Origin of the sequence: Winogradskyella rapida (assembly GCF_042675845.1) — a bacterium.
Lineage (GTDB): Bacteria > Bacteroidota > Bacteroidia > Flavobacteriales > Flavobacteriaceae > Winogradskyella > Winogradskyella rapida.
Window position 1 is genome coordinate 50,580 of the sequence record NZ_JBHTKM010000063.1, and the last position, 17,683, is coordinate 68,262.

Genomic DNA, 17,683 nt, shown 5'->3' on the forward strand with positions numbered 1-17,683 from the left:
ACAAACGTGGCATTACCATCTCAGCTTAAAAAGATTTTTAAAATTATTGGAGGTATTATTATATTCTTCACCCTTCCTACTCTACTCCTTTATGGTTTTGTGTATTTTAAATATAACGAACCCCTACCAACAGGTGTAGAAGGAAAAAAAGCCGATGAATTGGCCTACAACATGCTTTCAGCATTAAATGATGTTGCCTATAAAAATACCGATTATTTAGAATGGAGTTTTAGTGGAAGACATCATTATAAATGGTATAAAACCCAACAAAATTGCGAAGTCAGTTGGGACAAGATCACGGTTATTTTAGATTTAAAAAATCATGATAATTCATCAGTCTTTGTTGCCGGTGAAGCGTATAACGGTATTGAAAAACACGATTACATCCATAAGGCAGAGGGTTATTTTAATAATGATTCGTTTTGGTTAGTGGCCCCGTATAAAGTATTTGACTCAGGCGTTAAGCGCAGCATTGTAACTACTAAAGACAACAAAGAAGCCTTACTCGTTACCTATACGTCAGGAGGCTCTACACCAGGCGACTCCTATTTATGGCATTTAGATGACACGTACAAACCTGTTAGCTTTCAAATGTGGGTCGATATTTTACCCATAAAAGGTTTAGAAGCCAGTTGGAGCGATTGGACAGAAACCGAAAGTGCTGCCCAACTTCCTACATTCCATAAATTACTCATTTTAGGAATAGAACTGACCGATATTAAAGGCTTAAAATTATAAGATCTACAAGGCATTAATTCTGAAGTTAATCAACTGTTTTTCATTGCTAAAAAGCCTTCTTATCGCAATAAAAATAAGACTAAAAAAAAGTAATATTTCCCTATCGAAATATTGCTTTTTTTATTTCAGAATATTGAAGCTTGATACATATGAATTCAAGCCCTATTAAAAAGCGTAGGTACTGAGGCTTTTTTCAGCTAAAAAACTAGATGGATTCCTCCAAAATTAAAGCGTAATTTTCAGTAAAAAAGAAGCGCTAACATTCAGATTTACAACCTTTAATAACGCCCCTCCCAAAAAATGTTAATAATTACAAAAAACACTAAATAAGGCGTAAAAATCTTGCTATTTTTGCCAATATCAACAATTTAAACCTTATTAATTATGAAAAAACTACTTTTTACACTTTTATCTTTAGGTCTATTTATAACAGGATTTGCACAAAACACACCACAAATTGGTGATAATCTAATGGTTAAGTCGCCTGCTTCACAAAGTTACAAGCACATCGATTTTCCGAAAGCCAATATCCTTATAAAAAGAGGTGTTGTAACACGCTATAAATCTGTAGAAAATGAGGCCGTAGTTATTGACAAAATAGAGACTAAAAATGATGGTAGTGTAACGGTGACTTTAAAGAAAAAAGATGGTTCTAAATTCTTTGGATTCTTAGACCATGTAGAAGCTGATTATTCTAAAGCGATTGACGCTGGAGAACTGATGGCAGCTTTATAATAAAACAACATATTTTAAACCAAAAAAACTTAGTCTATTCGACTAAGTTTTTTTGGTTTAATAAAGTGCTTCAAGAAGAACTTTAAACTAAATTAAACGTAAATCTTACATTTTACGCCTTCTATACTTCTACTCTATTGTTTTACAACTCTAAAACTATGTTGTCCTTCTTCAGAAAACAATTTTACAATATAAACACCAGAAGTAAATTCAGATAAATCTAATTGTAATTGAGAAGCTTCTATATTTTTACGCAAAACCTCTTGCCCAACAATATTGTAAACTGTTACACCTGTTAAATCAGATCTGTAATCGATGTTTAAAACGTCCTTTGTAGGATTAGGATAAACAGCTAAAGCATTACGCTCAAAAGTCTCAGTACTTAATGTGGCTAAATTCAATGTAAAATCTAATGCTTGACCGAAGCCTGATTGAAGAGAAAATCCACCAACGTTAAATTTTATACCACATGGATCAATCACCGCCGGAGAAACGTCATCCCTATATGTTTTAGTAATTCTAATACGTGTTTCACCTAAAACAGCATCAGTTGGCACTGTAATATCTAAAGACACAGATTCATCATCGGTACCATCGGTATCAAATAGAGTTCCTACGGCGTAAACCTCACCATCATCATCTAAAATATCATTCTGATTCCAATCTATAAAAGCAACAATATCAGCTTCAAATGCTCCTACTGTATTTCCTTTTACTTCAATAGTGTAAATTTCCCCAAGAGACAGGCTAGCCACACTAGACGTTGCATCTATTAAAACAGAACTAACATCTGTATTTACGAAGTTAACATCTGCAAAGCTTACCATTGAAATTTCCTCTACAGACACATCTTCTTCATCTGCAATCTCGCAATATGGAGCTGGAAAGGTTTGAGCTTGTAAGCCTAAAGCTATGAATAATAGGGCTGCTGATAAAGTAATTTTCTTCATATGTTATTAAATTAAAAGGTTAACTAGCAATTTATGCTAAAAAAAAATCACTTCTTCAAACTACACCTCTTTTAACACAAACAAATATTTTAACAGATAAATTAACAAAAACACAAAACTCTCGTCACTACAATAAAAAAATCACAACCATAAGCTAGAATTAAAACTTTAACCTAAATAGATTTTACTTCTTTTTTCGCTTCGGTTTTTCGTCCTTTAGTTTTACATAAATTAATTTAGACCGCCCTCTTGAATCTTCACGACGTTCAATTTCAAAATCGGGAATAGAATTAATTAATGGTGTTAATTTTTGAAAACCATAGTTTCTTGAATCAAAATTAGGCTGTTTCTTCTGCAGTAAACTCCCCACATCACCTAAAAAGGCCCAACCGTCATCATCAGCAACATCATCAATTGTGGTGGCAATGAAGTTAATTTCTTTTTGCGTTATAGTATCGTAATCATTTTTCGGTGAGGTTGGTGCTGTACTTGATTCTGAAGGACGTTCTTCACGCTGATTTTTTAGAATTTCAATGTATATAAACTTATCACAAGCCACTATAAACGGATTTGGCGTTTTCTTTTCGCCAATACCGTAAACTGCCATACCGGCTTCACGCAAACGTGTTGCTAATCGTGTAAAATCACTATCACTAGACACCAAGCAAAACCCGTCTACTTTTTCAGAATATAAAATATCCATAGCGTCAATAATCATTGCGGAGTCGGTTGCATTTTTCCCTGTGGTATAGCCATATTGCTGAATAGGTGTAATGGCATTTTCTAAAAGGACATTTTTCCATTTTGAAAGGTGGGGCTTGGTCCAATCCCCATAGATGCGCTTAATTGTAGGGTTTCCGTATTTGGCAATTTCTTCCATCATCTCTTTTACATAAGCCGACGGAATATTATCTCCATCAATGAGTACGGCTAATTTTATATCCATAAGTATTCTTTTCTAATTTTAAATTGTACCTAAAGATAAGGGCTTTCAAACAAAATAGACGCTGCAATTGGTTTTGATTTTAACTCATACGCATTGGAAGACCTAATGTTTGTTTTATTCTGAAGATATTATTGCGGACTTTACCAGTAAAAATTAAAGCCCTAGCCCAAATAAGAAAAGCGAGGTTTATAGTTAAAGCATAAAAAAATGTTCATAAAAACCACATGACGAAATGGTAATAGAACAATTCTTTTTTAGCTGAATTTATGGCATGCTTAAGCCCTCTAAATCAAAATTTAGGGGTGCTTAATAGGTTTTAACACTACAACTAAAGTCTTAAATAAACAGAAACATGTCTTCATCATTAGAACTTGTATCTGTGTCTAAAGTATTAAATTCATCAAAAGGGTCGATAGTGTTTTCGTCTTCTGAAATTGGACTTGTTTTGTGTAGCCGGTTTTTAAATTCTTGTAGTAGTTTCATAACGCGTCATAGATTTATTTTAAATATACGACTTGAACGATATTTTGGATGTCCAAAAACACTATAATAATTGCAAAATCAGATATTTAGCATTCTATTAACGTTTAAGTGTCAATAAAGAAACATTAGACGCCTTATAAACTGAAAATTTCATCCTGATTCACTTCCGACCGCCTCCATAAAATCATGAATAGATCTCTATATTATTTACAATTGATGTACAACTTTTACGCCTTCAGATTAAAAAAACAGAATCCTAATCTCTGTATCTAAGCCTCTTAATTTTGAAGAATCCCTATTCAAATCCATCTCATATGTCATCTAAAACTGCATTAGGCTTACTATGTAATGACAAAACAAATTACACCGAAGCTTCAGTGGCTTGAAGTCCTGTATTGGGATCAACTTTTTTCCAAATCAGTTCACTGTTCAGCATAAAACTCCCGATATGGTTAAAATTACAGTCTTGCGGAGCGATGATGGATAAAAAGGCCTGTTCTTTTTTATCGCGATACAAGTGGTAAGTTTCTCCCACCAACGGTTCAAAAGTGTAGCGCGAATTATAAACGAGCGTATTGTACTCCAGCACTTCCATCATTTTATCGTACTCCGCCTTTAGCTCGAGATAGCGCGCTTGAATTTGTTTATTTGCCTTATTGATATTTCTCGTTTTCCAAGTAGAATTATCGCTAACTTTTATAGAAGGAGCGCCTACATTAGTCGCATAAGGTTTTAAGGCCGCATCATACTTCTGGGTCTCTTCGTTAAAAACAACTTGATCGGGTTTCTTGGCTTTAGACATCGCTTTCTCTCTTTTTACAAAGATAAAACGACTTTAAGCCCATTAAAATGAAAAGGCTGTATTTTTTTATTTAATTTAGAACCATAATTAAATCACCTGAATGAATTTCACTAAAAAAATAGGCCCTTTAAACCTCTTTATGTTAGCACTTTGTTTGTTAATTATTGTGGTGGCCGAATACTTATTTCTTAGAGGCGATGAGCTACATGCCATCTTTATAGGCCTGTGGGCCCCTACCATACTCGGATTAGTCATCTTTATAAAACAAATATTCAATGGAGGCAAATGATATAATTTTCTCGTTTTCAATATTTGTTTCGGTATGTGTAGTGATATGGGCTGTATTACTTATCCGTGCTTACAATAAAATTGATCGTAAGGATTAAAACGTCTTTACCATACAACGACTTTAAACAAAAAAATGTGGGACCTCCACGAGCTACCACATTTTAATTCACTTTTTAAAACTTTTACCGCTAAAAGTATCGGTCTAAGAACGTCCTTAGATCATCTTGAAATCTAAAAACAATTCGCCTTCAATAGAAGCTTGCAAATGATCGCCTTTTTCAACAAATCCTGCACCACTCGCTGGAGTTCCTGTGAAAACAAGATCACCTTCTTCTAGGGTCATAAACGAAGAAACATAAGCAATGATTTCAGCAAAACTATAGATCATAAGTCCGGTGGTTCCTACTTGCTTTTGTTCACCATTAATTTTTAGATCGAAATTAATAGCTTTAAGATCGGTAAAATTAGATACAGGTTGAAATGCAGATACAGGCGAGGCGCCATCAAAACCTTTAGCTAAAGCCCATGGGCCTTTATTCTCCCTACTGGCACTCAGTACATCCTTTGCCGTATAATCAATCCCCACAGCCAATTCAGAAATATAAGATTCTGCGGCATCTAAAGTAATGTCTTTCCCTCGTTTTCCTATTTTAGCCACTAACTCTACTTCATAAGCTAATTGGTTGGTGATTTTAGGAAAATCGATATCGGAATTACCGGTAACTAAACTAGAATCTGGTTTCGTAAATATTGTTTGTGCTCCTGTTTTTATAGCACTAATTTCTGATATGCTGTTGACATAGTTTTTGCCAATACCTATTATTTTCATACGGTTTTATCTTTCAAAATTAATTAAGACTAAAGATATTAAAAGCCTTTGTAATTTTGACTAAAAAATAAGCCCGCTATTAAAATTTATTTTTAACCCCATTAAAACACAAAACCTTATTACTCATCGGGTTTTAAGAAAAATGGTATCGTGACCTCATTTACCTCTAATGCGTTGTCATAGCATCCCAAGCGACACCTATCCTTTATAATTTTCCTCTCATTTAGAGATGAATGACTAAAACCTTCACACGACTTTAACACAGTAAATTGCTATAATTCCCTTCGATACAATTCCGTAGGATTAAAATAAGATTAATTTTGACGGCTAATTCTTTAATGTTAGTCGCACGTTCATGGAAAAGACCAATACAAACCGCTGGAAAAAAATTCTGAAATGGAGTTTTATAGTATTAGGATTGCTTATCATTAGCCTTTTTGCTATTCCTTCATTATTTAATGATGTTATTTCTAATGAAATAAAAAAAGGGATTAACAGCAATTTGAGTACCGAACTTCAGTTTAAAGACTCTAACATTTCATTTTTTAATCACTTTCCTTCCCTAACCTTTTCATTTGAAGATGTCAATTTAGCCAGTGCTAAACCTTTTGAACAAGACACCTTGATTAATGCTAAGGAATTAGGATTTGGCGTCAATGTGTTTAAACTCATTTTTTCAGATAAAGTGGTCATTACTGAAACCTACCTTACCGATAGTAATATCTATTTGATTAAAGATGCCTTTGGAAGAAGCAATTATGACATCTATAAAACTACAGATACAACTGCCGTTGCAAAAGATACAACGGCGTCTGATTTAAATCTCAACCTGAGACGTCTTAAACTTGAAAATGCATCGATTCACTATATTGATAATGACAACGGATTAACCTTTAGTTCTAACGGACTTAATTATAATGGCCGTGGCGGTATTGTAGATGGCAAATTAGAATTGGGATCTCGATTGGATATCAATAGTGTTAATATCACCTTTAATCATACCGATTATTTGAGCGGTAAAAAAATAGAAGCCAAAGCCTTTACCATCTACGACACCGAAAACTTATCGGTAGCTTTAGATAAAAATTCCATCTCACTCAATGATTTAAAAGTGAATTTCAACGGAAACCTCGATGTTTTTGACAACGGAATTGCCTACAACCTACACTTCAAAACTGAAGATGGCTCATTAGAAAAAGTAATGAGTGCCTTACCTCCAAAATATTCAGATTGGTCTAAAGCAGTAACGCTTAAAGGCGATTTAGACGCTACATTTAACCTAGCAGGGTATTCGGGTACGGTTCCAGAAGCCTCAGCTGTAGATAAAATGGAAGTAGATGTGACTGTTGCTAACGGTACCATAAAACACGATAATGCTCCTCAAGCCTTGGAAGATTTACAACTAAAATTTAATGGCGATATCACCAATGACAATATTAATTTTAAAGTGGACCACCTAGATTTTACGTTAAATAACGAACGTACTCAAGGAGATCTCATCATCAATGGAACATCGGACTCTCTGTATGTAAAATCGGCTATTCAATCGCATCTCAACCTCGATATCCTTAATGAAACTTTAAATTTACCAGACCTTAAATTTAATGGTATCTTAGTTACAGACATTACTACTGATGGGGTTTACAAGCCATTGAGCTCAAAACTCCCAAAGACCAAAGGAGCTTTTAAATTAACCTCGGGCTTATTACAGACCTCGGGACACCCTGAACCTATTAGAGATATTGAATTAGATGCTCTTATAGAAAATACAGGTGAAACCTATGAAGCGTCTACTTTAACTATCAATACCTTAAATTTTAGTTTCCTAGGAAACCAATTTACAAGCACGGCTTTCCTCAAAAATTTTGACCAACCCGAATACGACATTACAAGTAAAGGCGCTATTGATTTTACGGCCTTAAATGATGTTATTGACTTACCCTTAGTCATTACAAACGGCCAACTTACCGCAGACATGCATTTAAAAGGACAACTTAATAACGCACAAGCCGAAAATGCAAATAGCGGAACATTAAACTTAAAAAATCTTGCGTTTACCTCAGAGATGTTACCTTATCCTGTAGTAATCAGCGAAGGTCAATTTTTATTCTTAAATGATAAAATGGCCTTTACAAACCTTGCCGTTCAGCACCAATCATCTCATGTGCTTATGGACGGGTATTTTAGAAACTATATGGATTACGCCTTGTATTCAAAAGGCATACTTACAGGAGATTTACAATTAAAAGCGCCTAAAATTGACATCACAGAATTCTTTCCAAAAGAAGCACAATTAACAGCACAAACAGACAGTATATCAAACAGCAATACTGTTGAAAACGTTGTGAGTGGCGTTATGCAAATTCCAAAAAATGTAGATCTTGCCATCAAAGTTATTATCGACACTTTAGATTACAATAAGCTTAATATCACAAAGCTTTCAGGAGATTTAGGAATAAAGGACCAAGGGCTTTTCTTAAAAAATAGCACTTTAAATATGGTAGATGGTAGCGCTAAAATTGAAGGATTTTATCAGCCTACTTCAACTCAAGAGGCTCTGTTCGCATTAAATATTGACGCGAAACAATTAAATATTGAAAAAGGTTACAATAGCATGGCGCTCTTTAAAGAATTGGCACCGGCCGCCGCCCAAGCCTCTGGAATTGTTTCTGTAACCTATGAACTCACTGGGGTGTTAGACGACACTATGCTCCCCGTGATGCCTTCATTAAAAGGAGAAGGTATCCTTAAAGTACACGATGTAAAGTTTGACGGTTATAAACTTCTCGGGAAAGTTTCTGAAAAATCAGGATTTGACGCTTTAAATGACCCTAAAGTCTCTGAAATCACCATCAACTCTACCGTAAGTAATAATGTGTTAGCTATAGAACAGTTTAAATTTAAAGTGAGCCCATTCCGATTAAGAGCTGAAGGACAAACCTCTTTTGATGGCGACCTAAGTCTTAAAATGCGTATTGGCTTGCCCCCTTTAGGCCTTATAGGTATTCCTGTGGTTATTGAAGGGACCAGTGATGATTTTGAGGTAAAACTCGGTAAAAAATCTAAAGATTTAAGTTCAGAGGAACCAGATGACACGAGTGCCGTTGACGCCCAATTAGAAGACATTTCTAAACGTAAAGATTCCCTGAGAGATAGTCAATCGGTAAACAAAATAAATACCTTGCAGAACGACATCAACGAGATAAAATCAGATAGCATAAACTAAAAGCGCCTCTCATATCAATTGTAGCAATATGTCTTGAGTTTTGGCATTTAGCTTTTCAAAGTACTGTACGGAACAGTTAACCGATCTGTCTTCAATCCGACTTAAAACACGACAGTATCACAATCAAATCAAATGATTTTGGTCGGAAACTAAGTTAGATTGATAATTTGTACCTTTGCAACTTTCTTAAAAACAATAGGAGGATAAAACCATATATGAGCCAATTCAACGATTCAATTGAAGTAAAAGGAGCACGCGTTCACAACCTTAAAGACATTGATGTCACCATTCCACGAGAAAAACTAGTGGTGATAACAGGCTTGTCTGGAAGTGGTAAGTCGTCATTGGCTTTCGATACGATTTATGCGGAAGGACAACGGCGTTATATTGAAACCTTTTCAGCTTATGCGCGTCAATTTTTAGGAAATTTAGAACGACCAGATGTTGATAAAATTGACGGCCTATCTCCTGTTATTGCCATTGAGCAAAAAACCACGAGTAAATCGCCACGCTCTACTGTAGGAACTATTACGGAGATTTATGACTTTTTGCGTTTACTTTACGCACGAGCTTCTGATGCCTACAGCTACGAAACTGGAGAACAAATGGTAAGCTATAACGATGAGCAAATTAAAGACCTTATCTTAGACGCTTATAAAGGCAAACGCATTAATATCTTATCGCCAGTGATCCGCTCTCGTAAAGGGCATTATCGCGAATTATTTGAGCAAATAGCCAAACAAGGTTTCGTTAAAGTTAGAACTGATGGAGCTATTGTAGATATCAAAAAAGGAATGAAACTCGATCGCTACAAAACCCACGATATCGAAATTGTTATTGATCGTTTAAAGATTGATACCACCGAGAACGATGAAAAACGTCTTATGGAAAGTATCAATACCGCCATGTATCACGGTGAGGATGTATTGATGGTAATTGATCAAGACACTAACGAACCACGATTTTTTAGTCGTAATCTAATGTGCCCTTCCTCTGGAATTTCATATCCAAATCCAGAGCCTAATAATTTCTCTTTTAACTCGCCTAAAGGCGCATGTTCTAATTGTAATGGTATTGGAGAATTGTTTGTGGTTAATCCTAATAAACTCGTTCCTGACGAGTCGTTATCCATAAAAAATGGAGCGCTAGCCCCTCATGGCCCACAAAAGAAAAGTTGGATTTTTAAGCAATTTGAAACCATTGCACAACGTTTTGAGTTTTCGTTAAACGATGCTTGGAAGGATATTCCTGAAGCTGCCAAACAAATTATTCTCTATGGCGGAAAAGATAAATTTACCGTAGAAAGTAAACTTCTTGGAGTAACTCGCGATTATAAAATTGATTTTGAAGGGGTTGCCAATTTTATTGAAAGCCAATACAATTCGGACTCGACCTCCCTAACGCGTTGGGCTAAAGAATATATGGACAAAGTAGAATGTCCGATTTGTGAAGGGTCTCGCTTACGCAAGGAATCCTTATATTTTAAAGTAGACGGAAAAAGCATTGCAGAGTTAGCCCATATGGACGTGGTAGAACTCGGACTTTGGTTAGAAGGCTTATTAGAGCGCTTATCACCAAAACAACAACAAATTTCTGCTGAAATCATTAAGGAAATTAGAAATAGAGTTCAGTTTTTACTCGATGTCGGTCTTACCTATTTATCCTTAAACCGAAGTTCTAAATCCTTATCGGGTGGAGAAGCACAACGTATTCGATTGGCCACACAGATAGGTTCGCAATTGGTAGGTGTTCTTTATATTTTAGATGAACCTAGTATCGGACTTCACCAACGCGATAACGAGAAGCTTATTAATTCTTTAATTTCACTGCGCGATGTAGGAAATTCGGTCATTGTTGTAGAACACGATAAAGACATGATAGAGCGTGCTGATCACGTTATTGATATTGGGCCATTTGCTGGAAAATTTGGAGGTGAAATTATCAGCGAAGGCACCCCAAAAGAATTATTATCGCAAAATACACTCACGGCAGCCTATCTTAATGGCGAACGTGAAATCGAAATCCCGAAAGAACGCCGAAAAGGAAACGGTAAAAAATTAGTTTTAAAAGGCTGTACTGGGAACAACTTAAAAAATATTGATGTCGAGTTTCCGTTAGGAAAAATGATTGGTGTTACTGGCGTCTCAGGAAGTGGGAAATCGACCTTAATCAACGAAACCCTCTACCCGATTCTTAATGCCCATTACTTTAATGGTGTTAAAGTTCCTATGCCTTATAAAAGTATAAAGGGCTTAGAGCACTTAGATAAAGTCATAGACATTAACCAATCTCCAATTGGGCGTACCCCGAGAAGTAATCCTGCGACCTACACCAAAACGTTTGACGAAATACGAAGCCTGTTTGCCAAAATTCCAGAAGCGATGATTCGTGGGTATAAACCAGGACGCTTCAGTTTTAATGTGAAAGGCGGACGTTGCGAAACTTGTCAAGGCGCCGGTTTACGTGTTATTGAGATGAACTTTTTACCCGATGTCTATGTAGAATGTGAAACCTGCCAAGGGAAACGTTTCAATAGAGAAACCTTAGAGATTCGATATAAAGGGAAATCAATTAGTGATGTCTTAAATATGACTATTGAAGAAGCTGTTGGTTTCTTTGAGCATATCCCTAAAATCCATAGAAAACTTAAAACCATTAAAGACGTTGGTTTAGGCTACATTACCTTGGGCCAACAGAGTACAACACTTTCTGGAGGTGAAGCCCAACGTATTAAGCTGGCCACAGAACTAAGTAAACGCGACACAGGGAATACCTTCTATATCTTAGATGAACCCACTACCGGACTGCATTTTGAAGACATTAGGGTTTTAATGAAAGTCCTCAATAAACTCGCTGATAAAGGGAATACCGTTTTAATTATTGAACACAACCTCGATGTTATAAAAACCGTAGACTATATTATAGATATTGGTTACGAAGGCGGAAAAGGTGGCGGACAATTGGTCGCAAAAGGCACTCCAGAACAGATTATTAAAGACAAAAAGAGTTACACGGCTAAATTTTTGAAAAAAGAGATGTAAACCACATCCTAAAACACTAGAGGTTTTCGGAATAAAAACTGCAAAAAACTAACGTCTAACCATCTATAGAAGCCATTTGTAACTGAAAAGAGGCTAATCTTAACGCATTAGATGTTAACATTTTGTAGCGCAAGACTAATTTTATAATTTCAAGATATTAACAACAAAAATCTTAAAAATTATGAAAAGTATTCTTTGGTTAGTCGCCGTGATCTGTATAGTCGTTTGGTTACTTGGTTTATTAAACATTATACCTGGTATGAGTAGCAGTAGCCTTATTCATATCTTATTAGTTATTGCAGTCATCGTTATTTTATATAACATCATTTCGGGCAGAAAACCATTATAGGCCCAAAACTCATATAAATCTTAAGCGTATCCATAGCATTTGGTACGCTTATTTTTTTTTACATTACCTCCTTATTTAAATCAATTTAACTTAACTTTGAGCAACTATCGAAGTTAAAAGTGAGCCATATTAAGTTATGGCTTTTATATGTTATAATTAGAATAAACTTATGCGCAAAGAAAGTAATAGCAAACGCTGGAATGAAGTAAAAACAAATGACTCTTGGGCGATTTTTAAAATCATGGGAGAATTTGTTAACGGTTACGAAAAACTAAGTAAAATAGGACCTTGTGTCTCTATTTTTGGATCTGCTCGAACAAAACCCGATCATAAATATTATAAATTAGCTGAAGAAGTTGCCACACAAATCGTAGAACATGGTTATGGGGTAATCACCGGAGGTGGACCAGGAATTATGGAAGCCGGTAACAAAGGAGCTCATATTGCAGGAGGAACTTCTGTAGGTTTAAACATTGAACTTCCTTTTGAACAACACGATAATCCTTATATTGACTCTGATAAAAGTCTAGATTTTGATTACTTCTTCGTAAGAAAAGTAATGTTTGTAAAATACTCACAAGGTTTCGTAGTTATGCCAGGAGGTTTTGGAACTTTAGATGAATTATTTGAAGCCATCACCTTAATTCAAACTCATAAAATTGAAAGCTTCCCAATAATTCTTGTCGGTACAGATTTCTGGGGCGGACTCATGGATTGGGTAAAGAAAACACTTGTAGAAGCTAAAAATATTAGCGCTACAGATTTAGACTTAATTCACTTGGTAGACACCCCAGCAGAGGTGATTGCTATTTTAGATGATTTCTATAAAGAATACGATTTAAGTCCAAATTTCTAAATCCCTCTATTTTTTCCATTCAATGCTATGAAAAAGAAAATATTAGGGACACTCCTTATCTTTTTATGGAGCATCACTTTAGTTTCGGCTCAAGAGACGGTTAAAGTGATGTTCTATAATTTATTAAATTTTCCTTCGGAAGACGCGGTTTCTAATCGGATTACAGATTTAGAATATATCCTTTCAGATTACCAACCCGACCTCTTCTTAGTTTGTGAGCTCAATACTTTTGATGGTGCGACCGCAATTTTAGGGGCAACACAAACCAGTATTGACGCTAATTTTCAAATGGCCACCTTTGTCACTAACACTTCAGACGACAATAGCGGCGACCAAAATGATTTACAAAACCTTCTGTACTATAACAGTTCTAAATTCAGCATTGAAGAAGAAATTATAGTGCCTACAGATCTACGCGATTTTAATATTTACCGTCTACAATTAAATACCGTAAACCAAGAGAGTAACCCTATAGAGCTTTATGTTGTTATTGGTCACCTTAAGGCCTCAAGCGGAACTGAAAACTCTCAGCGACGGGCCACCATGGTTAACAATTTAGAAAACTACCTGGACAACTTACCTCCCGATGCTAACGTTATCCTAGGTGGGGATTTAAATATTTATACCGCAAACGAATCGGCTTTTCAAGATCTTATAAGCCCTAGTAACACAATTACTTTTATAGACCCAGCGAACCGCATTGGTAGCTGGCACAACAATACAGATTACGCCGATGTTTTTACCCAATCTACACGGACACAAACCGGTTTTGGTGGAGCTACCGGAGGTTTTGATGATCGTTTCGACTTCATTCTTACCTCTAAATACATGGCTTCTTCTGCCGCGATTACTTACGTTCCTAACTCTTATCAAGCTTATGGGAATAACGGTTTAGAATCTTGTTGGAATCACGATATTAACGCACCTGAATGCGAAACTGTTGGGTCACCTTTTTCGTATGAATTAAGAACCCACTTGTACAATTTTAGCGATCATCTTCCCGTTACATTAGCGCTAACAACGAACGAAACGTTTTTAAGTGTTGAAGATTTTACCGCATCATTGGGTTTAACACTAGAAAACACCATGACCCCTGATGAATTAAGGTTAAAGGTAAATAACACGGCCTTATATGAAAAAACTATTGTAATTTACAATCACTTAGGGCAACGTATAAAATCGATACAACTAAACAGCAATCCTTTGCAGTACCTTAATGTGTCTGACTTAAGGGACGGCTTATATTTTATAAAATCATCAACTAATGCATTTCAACCCTTAAAATTCATCCACATTTAATTGAATAAATTCTTTTTCATATCGGTCCTTTTTATGTTGTTCTGTAGTGGTTTAACCGCACAAAATAGTATTGAGATTAATGCAGAGGTAGACATTAACCATAAAACTATCATTGTAGATCAAACCTTGGTTTATCAAAATACTTCGGATGACACTTTAGAAACCATTTACCTCAGTGATTGGAACAACAGTTATTCAACCAAATCTACACCCTTAGCAAAACGTTTTGAAGAAGAATTTAGCACTAAATTTCACCTTGCTAAAAACGAGCAACGTGGTTTTACCGTAGTTACGGCCATTGAAAATCCAGAAGGTGTAGCTTTAACGCACCAACGTTTAGAAGCGCACCCAGACGTTATACAAGTCAATCTTGCACAACCTTTAGCGCCTCAAGCCTCGTATGCCTTAAGACTTCGCTATAAGCTTATCCTTCCAGATGCTACTTTCACCGATTATGGCATCACCAAAGATCAAAATTTAGACCTAAAATACTGGTACATGACTCCGGTGGTCTACGACGGAACCTGGCACTACTACAGCAATAAAAACCTTAACGATTTATATGTTCCTAAGGCCGATATAAACCTACGGATCACCTATCCTCGGAATTATAAAATCACCTCAGAGTTAGATTTTAACGCCACAACGATTAACAAAGACAAAGGCATACAAACCACCATTCTTAGTGGTAAAAACCGAGTAGACACCTATCTGTCCTTACATAAATTTCCGACCTTTAATTTTGTACAAACCGACAATTTCACCATCATCTCTAATATTGAAGAGAAAGGTTTAAGCGGCACCAAAAAAGCACTACTTACAGATAAAATTACCCGCTATTTAACGGACAACTTAGGCGAATACCCACACAACCAATTACTCGTGTCTTCTATAGATTACCGGAAAGACCCGCTTTACGGACTCAACCAATTGCCTTCTTTTTTCAGACCCTTTCCAAGTGATTTTCAGTACGAATTAAAACTGCTGAAAACTGCTTTAAAAAAATATTTAGACAACGTCTTATTACTAAACCCTAGAAAAGAACATTGGTTAAGTGAAGGGCTTCAGGTCTATTATTTAATGAAATATGTTGAAACCTATTACCCAGACGTCAAACTTTTAGGAACTTTAGCCGATGTTTGGGGCATTAGAGCGTTCCATGCTGCCGATGTCGATTTTAATTTTCAGTATTTCCTTTATTCTATGGAAATAGCTCGGAAAAACCGCGATCAGCCCATAACCACCTCTAAAGATTCGCTAACTAAATTTAACGCCAATATTGCTGGTAAATATAAAGCTGGGGTTGGCTTAAATTATTTAGATGAATTTACAGACGATGTTAGTTTGCCTGAACTCTTCACAGCGTTCTTAAAAACCTATCAACTTAAAACGGTTACGGCAAACGACTTTGACCAGTACATTAGTTCTAAAACCTCTAAGGATATTCGTTGGTTTTTTACAGACTATTTAAACACCCGTAAAAAAATAGATTTTAAAATTTCGTCTGTCGTTGAGTTAGAAGATTCTCTAGAAGTTACCATTAAAAATAAGCGCGATAATACGATGCCTATTTCGGTATTTAAGTTGAAAAACGATTCTGTGATAGGACGATTATGGGTCGAAAATATAAAAGGTACAAAAACCATTCATGTAGAAAAAGATAGCACGAATAAATTTGTTTTAGACTATGACAATGTCATTCCAGAATACAACCAACGCGATAATTACAAAGCTGTTAACGGTTCGTTCTTAAACAACAAACCTTTTCAATTCCGCTTGTTTAAAGACATTGAAGACCCTAATTACAATCAAATTTTCTTTATGCCCTTGGTAGAGTTCAACAATATCTACGATGGGCTTACTTTGGGAACCAAAATGTATAATAAAACCATTTTAAGAAAACGTCTTAATTACCGTTTTTCACCCCAATACGCCACAAAATCAAAGGCACTTACCGGGTCCACGTCTATCTTTTACACGCATAATTTTGAAGACCAAAATCTTTACGATATCACCTACGGACTATCTGCAGGCTACCAATCGTTTGCGAATGATGCCTTTTTTACACGTATTCGTCCTTCGGTATCATTTACCTTCAGAAATGACGCCTATATAAGATCTAATCAGACCGATCAAATTTCAGCGCGTTACGTCAGTATTGAAAGAGAAATAGGTCCCGATGCCACCGTAATTTTAGACGAACCCGATTATGGCGTTTTCAATCTAAGATACACCCATTCTAATCCTGGAGTTATTAATTATTCTAAGTTATTTACAGACATTCAAATAGCCGATAAGTTTAGTAAAATAGCCTTTAACTACGAATTTAGAAAACTCACCAAAAGCAACAGAAACATCAATTTTAGATTTTTTGCAGGCTTATTTTTAGAGAATAACTCAGACCCGAGCTCCAATTATTTTAGCTTTGCCTTAGACCGACCAACCGATTACTTATTCGATTTTAATTATTTAGGGCGTTCAGAAGCGGCCGGTATATTTAGTCAGCAAATTATCATTGCCGAGGGTGGTTTTAAATCGAAATTAGAAACACCCTTTGCCAACCAATGGATGACCACAGCGAATTTTAGCACTTCCATTTGGCGTTATATCCAAGCTTATGGCGATGTGGGCTTATTAAAAAATAAATATCAAAATCCTAAGTTTGTTTATGATTCTGGAATTCGCTTAAACCTGGTTGAAGATTATTTTGAAATTTACCTTCCGGTGTATTCCAATTTGGGTTGGGAAATTGCACAACCCAATTACGATCAGAGCATTCGATTTATGTTTACCGTTGACCCTCAAGTGCTTCTCGGTCTCTTCCGCAGAAAGTGGTATTAATAAATTCTTATTGAAGCGTTAAAATTTATCCTTTTATTGAATTATTTTCAGCAAAAACAACAATTAACTAAGAATTCTACAACACCTTTAGCTTTTTCAAGGTTGTATAAAATTTATAATTTTTGTAGTTTTGCAAGACCATCTAAATTCGTAATTAGAGAGTGCATCCTCAAAGGAAATTAGTTTATTACGAAATAAAAATAAGCTATAGCTTTTTGAGTTTTGCCAATCTTGAATTAGAAATGAGCAGTGTTGTCACTGAAGTTTTATTTGGTATCATCTAAAAAAACAGTTCCTATA

At 35.6% G+C, this 17,683-nt stretch carries 14 protein-coding genes; 9 read left to right on the plus strand and 5 right to left on the minus strand.

What is annotated here, in order from left to right; all coding sequences use genetic code 11:
• The first annotated feature begins 6 nt into the window (after positions 1–6).
• Positions 7–738 carry a hypothetical protein gene (locus ACFQ13_RS07700; protein WP_386115902.1) on the plus strand — a complete coding sequence of 244 codons (732 nt, stop codon included), beginning with the start codon at positions 7–9 and terminating at the stop codon, positions 736–738.
• 384 nt (positions 739–1,122) lie between these two features.
• Positions 1,123–1,473: a hypothetical protein gene (locus tag ACFQ13_RS07705; protein ID WP_386115905.1), complete on the plus strand. Its 351-nt coding sequence runs from the start codon at positions 1,123–1,125 to the stop codon at positions 1,471–1,473.
• 134 nt (positions 1,474–1,607) lie between these two features.
• On the opposite strand, the gene ACFQ13_RS07710 is transcribed toward ACFQ13_RS07705, so the two are convergent.
• The 4 genes from ACFQ13_RS07710 to ACFQ13_RS07725 form a co-directional block, all read right to left on the minus strand.
• Positions 1,608–2,423 (minus strand): T9SS type A sorting domain-containing protein, encoded by an 816-nt coding sequence (locus ACFQ13_RS07710; RefSeq protein ID WP_386115908.1) that lies wholly within the window; start codon positions 2,421–2,423, stop codon positions 1,608–1,610.
• A 184-nt stretch (positions 2,424–2,607) separates the two neighbouring features.
• Positions 2,608–3,369 carry an NYN domain-containing protein gene (locus ACFQ13_RS07715; protein ID WP_386115911.1) on the minus strand — a complete coding sequence of 254 codons (762 nt, stop codon included), beginning with the start codon at positions 3,367–3,369 and terminating at the stop codon, positions 2,608–2,610.
• A 336-nt stretch (positions 3,370–3,705) separates the two neighbouring features.
• A complete protein-coding gene (locus tag ACFQ13_RS07720) occupies positions 3,706–3,852 on the minus strand; it encodes a hypothetical protein (protein ID WP_181858371.1) in 147 nt (48 codons plus the stop codon).
• 361 nt (positions 3,853–4,213) lie between these two features.
• Positions 4,214–4,654 carry a DUF2452 domain-containing protein gene (locus ACFQ13_RS07725; protein ID WP_386115914.1) on the minus strand — a complete coding sequence of 147 codons (441 nt, stop codon included), beginning with the start codon at positions 4,652–4,654 and terminating at the stop codon, positions 4,214–4,216.
• 100 nt (positions 4,655–4,754) lie between these two features.
• On the opposite strand from ACFQ13_RS07725, the gene ACFQ13_RS07730 reads away from it, so the two are divergent.
• On the plus strand, positions 4,755–4,943 hold the full coding sequence (locus ACFQ13_RS07730; protein ID WP_114309055.1) for a hypothetical protein: 189 nt from the start codon (positions 4,755–4,757) through the stop codon (positions 4,941–4,943).
• A 213-nt stretch (positions 4,944–5,156) separates the two neighbouring features.
• Here ACFQ13_RS07730 and ACFQ13_RS07735 read toward each other — a convergent pair whose 3' ends face one another.
• A complete protein-coding gene (locus ACFQ13_RS07735; protein WP_386115917.1) occupies positions 5,157–5,771 on the minus strand; it encodes a fumarylacetoacetate hydrolase family protein in 615 nt (204 codons plus the stop codon).
• Positions 5,772–6,126: 355 nt separating this feature from the next.
• Between ACFQ13_RS07735 and ACFQ13_RS07740 the strand changes: the two genes are divergently transcribed.
• From ACFQ13_RS07740 to ACFQ13_RS07765, 6 genes are all read left to right on the plus strand, one after another.
• The gene (locus ACFQ13_RS07740; protein WP_386115920.1) at positions 6,127–8,997 is read left to right on the plus strand and encodes an AsmA-like C-terminal region-containing protein; all 2,871 of its coding nucleotides are present in this window, start codon (positions 6,127–6,129) and stop codon (positions 8,995–8,997) included.
• A gap of 215 nt (positions 8,998–9,212) precedes the next feature.
• A complete protein-coding gene (gene uvrA / locus ACFQ13_RS07745; RefSeq protein ID WP_386115923.1) occupies positions 9,213–12,038 on the plus strand; it encodes an excinuclease ABC subunit UvrA in 2,826 nt (941 codons plus the stop codon).
• A gap of 181 nt (positions 12,039–12,219) precedes the next feature.
• Positions 12,220–12,387, plus strand: coding sequence for a lmo0937 family membrane protein (locus ACFQ13_RS07750; protein ID WP_114309053.1), 168 nt, complete (start codon positions 12,220–12,222; stop codon positions 12,385–12,387).
• 169 nt (positions 12,388–12,556) lie between these two features.
• Entirely contained in the window at positions 12,557–13,243 is a 687-nt protein-coding gene (locus ACFQ13_RS07755) for an LOG family protein (RefSeq protein WP_114309052.1), read from the plus strand.
• A 27-nt stretch (positions 13,244–13,270) separates the two neighbouring features.
• Complete coding sequence (locus ACFQ13_RS07760) at positions 13,271–14,542, plus strand: T9SS type A sorting domain-containing protein (protein WP_386115926.1); 1,272 nt, start codon at positions 13,271–13,273, stop codon at positions 14,540–14,542.
• On the plus strand, positions 14,543–17,383 hold the full coding sequence (locus ACFQ13_RS07765; RefSeq protein ID WP_386115929.1) for a metalloprotease: 2,841 nt from the start codon (positions 14,543–14,545) through the stop codon (positions 17,381–17,383).
• Positions 17,384–17,683: the final 300 nt, after the last annotated feature.